2 protein-coding genes and 1 pseudogene are annotated in these 3,813 nt (G+C 74.5%); 1 reads left to right on the plus strand and 2 read right to left on the minus strand.

Annotated features, from left to right (window positions below):
• A pseudogene (locus OOT08_RS01870) lies at positions 1-245 on the plus strand (glycosyltransferase family 2 protein); the annotation flags it as partial.
• A gap of 35 nt (positions 246-280) precedes the next feature.
• Here the strand turns inward: OOT08_RS01870 and OOT08_RS01875 are convergent.
• Positions 281-2,749, minus strand: coding sequence for a CDP-glycerol glycerophosphotransferase family protein (locus tag OOT08_RS01875; RefSeq protein WP_325090864.1), 2,469 nt, complete (start codon positions 2,747-2,749; stop codon positions 281-283).
• Between the two features lie 117 nt (positions 2,750-2,866).
• On the minus strand, positions 2,867-3,813 hold a 947-nt coding region (locus OOT08_RS01880; protein ID WP_325090865.1), incomplete at its 5' end, for a S1C family serine protease.

Consider the following 3,813-nt stretch of genomic DNA (forward strand, 5'->3'; position numbering starts at 1 on the left):
TCCAGCTGAGCGGGGTGCTCGCTGGCCCCGTCGCGGCGTGGGCGAGCGGCATCCACCTCGCCCCGCTCGGCTACCTGCTGGGCGTCGGCTACGGCGTCTCGCGGATGCCCGGCCAGCTCGGCCTCGGCGACCGGTTGCGCAGCGCCGCGGTGCTGATCACGATGCACCTGAGCTGGGGGAGCGGCTTCCTCGTCGGTTTGGTCAAGGGTGGCGGCGGCTCGGTCGATCGCTCCCGGCTCGGCTGAGTCGGGCTTCGCCGGGTCGGGCTCCCCCGCCCCGGTCAGCCGGCGGTCGTTGCCCGCTTCGCGCGGCCGGGCCGCTCGGCGTGGCCCTCGCCCGAGGCGCGCTCGCCCAGCGCGCCGTCGCAGGCAAGCCGGGCGACGATTCGTTCGGCGGCCCGCCCGTCATCGTGGGGGTTGTAGCGGTTTCGCCACGCCGCGTAGCGCGGCGTATCGGTGTCTCGCCAGGCGGCCTCGTCCCCGCGAAGGAGGGTGAGCAGTTCCGCCCGGGAGCGCAGCAGCGGTCCCGGCGCGGTGCCCTCGAAGTCCAGGGTGAAGCCGCGCTCCCGGTCCCGGTACCGCGCGAGATCGGGCACGAAGAACGCCATCGGGGTCCGGCACACGCTCGCGTCGAACATGAGCGACGAGTAGTCGGTGACGAGCAGGTCGCTGGCCAGGAGCAGGGGGTTCACGTCGTCGAGCCTGGACACGTCCCGGATGGCGGCCCCGGGGCCCGCCCCGGGGGCGCGCTCCGCGTAGGAGCCGAAGGCGTGCGTGCGGGTGTGCCCGCGCACGAGGATGAGCCACTCGGGGCCGAGCTCGGCGGCGAGGGCGGCCACATCGAGCTCGTCGACGAGGGCGTCGCCGCCGTCGCGCCAGGTGGGGGCGTAGAGCAGCGCGCGCGTGTCCTCGCCGATGCCGAGGGCGGCTCGCGCCGCCGCTCGGCTCCCCGTGACCAGGGCGTCGGTGCGCGGATAGCCGACCTGCCACACGGGGCCGTGATAGGCATAGCTCTTGCGCAGGTGCGCCGTGCTGTGCGGGTTTTGGGAGAGCAGGAAGTCCCAGCGGCGGCTCTCCCGGCGCACCGCGAGGCGGGTGCGCAGGCCGGGCCGCGGGCGGTCGAGCGCGAGCCGCTTGAGCATCGTGCCGTGCCAGGTTTGCAGCACGGTCTGCGCCCGGGAGCGACGGAAGCCGTGCCGGAGCCAGTCGTTCGCGACGATGAGGCGGGCCGCGCGGCGGGCGCGGTGCCAGTCGGGGCTGCCCTCCGCGACCGCGATGGCCCCCTCGGGCACGCGCTGTTCGAGCGAGACCACGCTCCAGTAGCGGCGCGTGCCGGGGTGGCTGCGCGCGATCTCCCGGTCCAGGGCGAGGGGGTTGCAGGCGACGCTGCGGCCGTAAAAGCTCTCGAAGAACACGGCGTCCTCGCTCCCCCGGGGCGCGGGGGCGGCGGGGGTGATCGTGTGGGCCGGGTCGCGTCGCCGCTGGATCTCGGCGAGGACGCGCTCCGCGGCCCCGCCCTCCGGGTGCGCGTGGAAGCGCTCGGCGAGGACGCGCTGCCGGCCCCGGGCGGCCGCGAGCTCGGCGGGGTCCCGGGCGAGACGTTCCAGCTCGGCGACGACCCCGGCCCAGTCCCGGGCGAAGCCCCCGCCAGAGGTGACCCGGTAGGGCTCGTACAGGCCGCGTTCGGCAGCGTAGGCCTCCAGGTCTGGGGCGAACCAGACGACCGGGGTGCCGAGGGCGGACACGTCAATCGCGAGCGAGGAGTAGTCGGTGATGACCGCGGCGAAGCCGGGCAGCAGCGGGGTGATCTCCCGCACGGCGTCCGCGCCGAGGAGGTGGCAGCCCGCCGGAGCGCCCGCGGCGTAGCCTCCCTGGCCCAGCGGGTGCGAGCGGATGACGAGCCGGGAACCGGAGTCGGCGGCCCAGGCGCGCAGCCGCTCCCACTCCGCGGTCGTGGGCACGGCGGGGTCCGGGGCCCCGTCACGCCAGGTGGGGGCGTAGAGCACGAGCCGGGACCCGTCTTCGGGGATCCCCGCGAGCTGCCGGATGCGGTCCTCGGCCTCCCGCCAGGCGGAGTCATCGCCCTCGGCGCGCTGGGCGACGGCCCGGGCGAGCACGTCGACGCGCGGGTCGCCGAGCGCGGCGATCCGCGCCGGGTCCAGGCCGAAGGCGGAGCTGATCCGCTCCGCCGCGGTGGCCGAGCCGACCACGAACAGCGAGATTCGGTCGCCCCCGGCGCGGTACATCGCGTCGAGGAGGCGGCGCACCGGCGCGAGGAGGCGTCCGAGGCCCCCGGGGACCCGGGTGGTGGCCGGGGAATCCAGGTGCAGGCGCTTGAGGGGCGCGCCGTGCCACAGCTGCACGACCGTGCCGCCGAACACGCCAAAGCGGTTGACGTCGCCGAAGCCGTGCGTCACCACGATGACCCCGGCGCGGAGGGTGTGCCAGGTGCCGCGGGGGCCGCGCTTGGGCCGCCAGTCGATCCCGAGCCGTGCCGCATCCGCACGCTCCTGCGCGGCGCGCACGGGGTCATCGCTGCCGAGCCAGAGGATCGAGGCGTCGGGCTCGGCGGTCCGGAGGGCCTGCAGGAGCGGCAGCGCGCCCTCGCCGATCCCCGCGCCGCTGCCGAAGACCCAGCGCTTCGGGTCGCGGGGCACGAGCCAGCTGAGCGGAATCGCGAGCAGGTACCGGGGCAGGTTCAGCAGCTTCGCCAGGTTCCCCCGCGCGAAGGTGAAGTTTCTCGCTGCCACCGTGCTCCCTCTCTCCGGTTCCTGCTGTTGCTGGCGCGGCGCTGCGCGCATGTCCAACCGTAGCGTCCGCGGCCCCGAGGGGGCCGCGGACGCGGGGCGGAGTTGCCGATTCCCGGCTTAGGTATCCAGGGTGCCGAGAGTGACCTCGACCGTCTTCTGCTTGCCGTCCCGGAGGTACCCCAGTTCGACCGAGGTGCCTCCGGCGACCGAGCGGACGAGCGCGGACAACGAGGTGCCGTCCACGACCGGGATCCCGTCGAAGGAGGTGACCACGTCGCCGGAGCGCAGGCCCGCCTTTTCGGCCGCGCCGCCGCGGGTCAGCTCCCCGAGCATCGCCCCGGACTGGCTGGCGCGGGCGTCGCCGCTCGCGTCGCCGACGGTCACACCCAGGAGGCCGTGCGAGGGGGCCTCCCCCTTGATCAGGGACTCGGCGACCCGCTGTGCGAGGTTCACGGGGATCGCGAAGCCGAGGCCGACGCTGCCTGCGGTGTCCCCGCTGGCGGAGGTCGAGGCGATGGCCACGTTGATCCCGATGAGGCGGCCCTCGCCGTCCAGGAGCGCCCCGCCGGAGTTGCCCGGGTTGATGGAGGCGTCGGTCTGGATCACCGGGAGGGTGATCGAGCCGGACGGGGCCTGCTGCTGGGGCTCCTGCTCGCCCTCTGGTCCGCGATCGAAGTCGAAGTTCCACAGGTCACGGGGATCGCTCGGTTGGCTCTCCTGCTGCTGCGGGTCCTCCGGCACGGCGGTGCTGCCGACCGTGATCCCACGGTTCAGGGCGCTGATCACGCCGCTCGTGACGGTGCTGGACAGGTTCAGCGGGGCCCCGATGGCGACGGTGAGATCGCCGACGCCGAGCGTGCTGGAGTCCGCCATCTCGATGGGCTGGAGATCGTCCGCCTCGACCTTCACCACGGCGAGGTCGGAGTAGGGGTCCGCCCCGACGATGGTGCCGGTCAGGATGCGGCCGTCGCTCAGGAAGACGCGAACGCCGACCTGGTCGCGCGGCGTGGAGTCGAGCGTCACGACGTGCGAGTTCGTGAGGATGTAGCCGTCCTTGCTGATGA

The sequence above is a fragment of the Leucobacter sp. M11 genome, from assembly GCF_035726885.1.
Taxonomy (GTDB): domain Bacteria; phylum Actinomycetota; class Actinomycetes; order Actinomycetales; family Microbacteriaceae; genus JAPFRB01.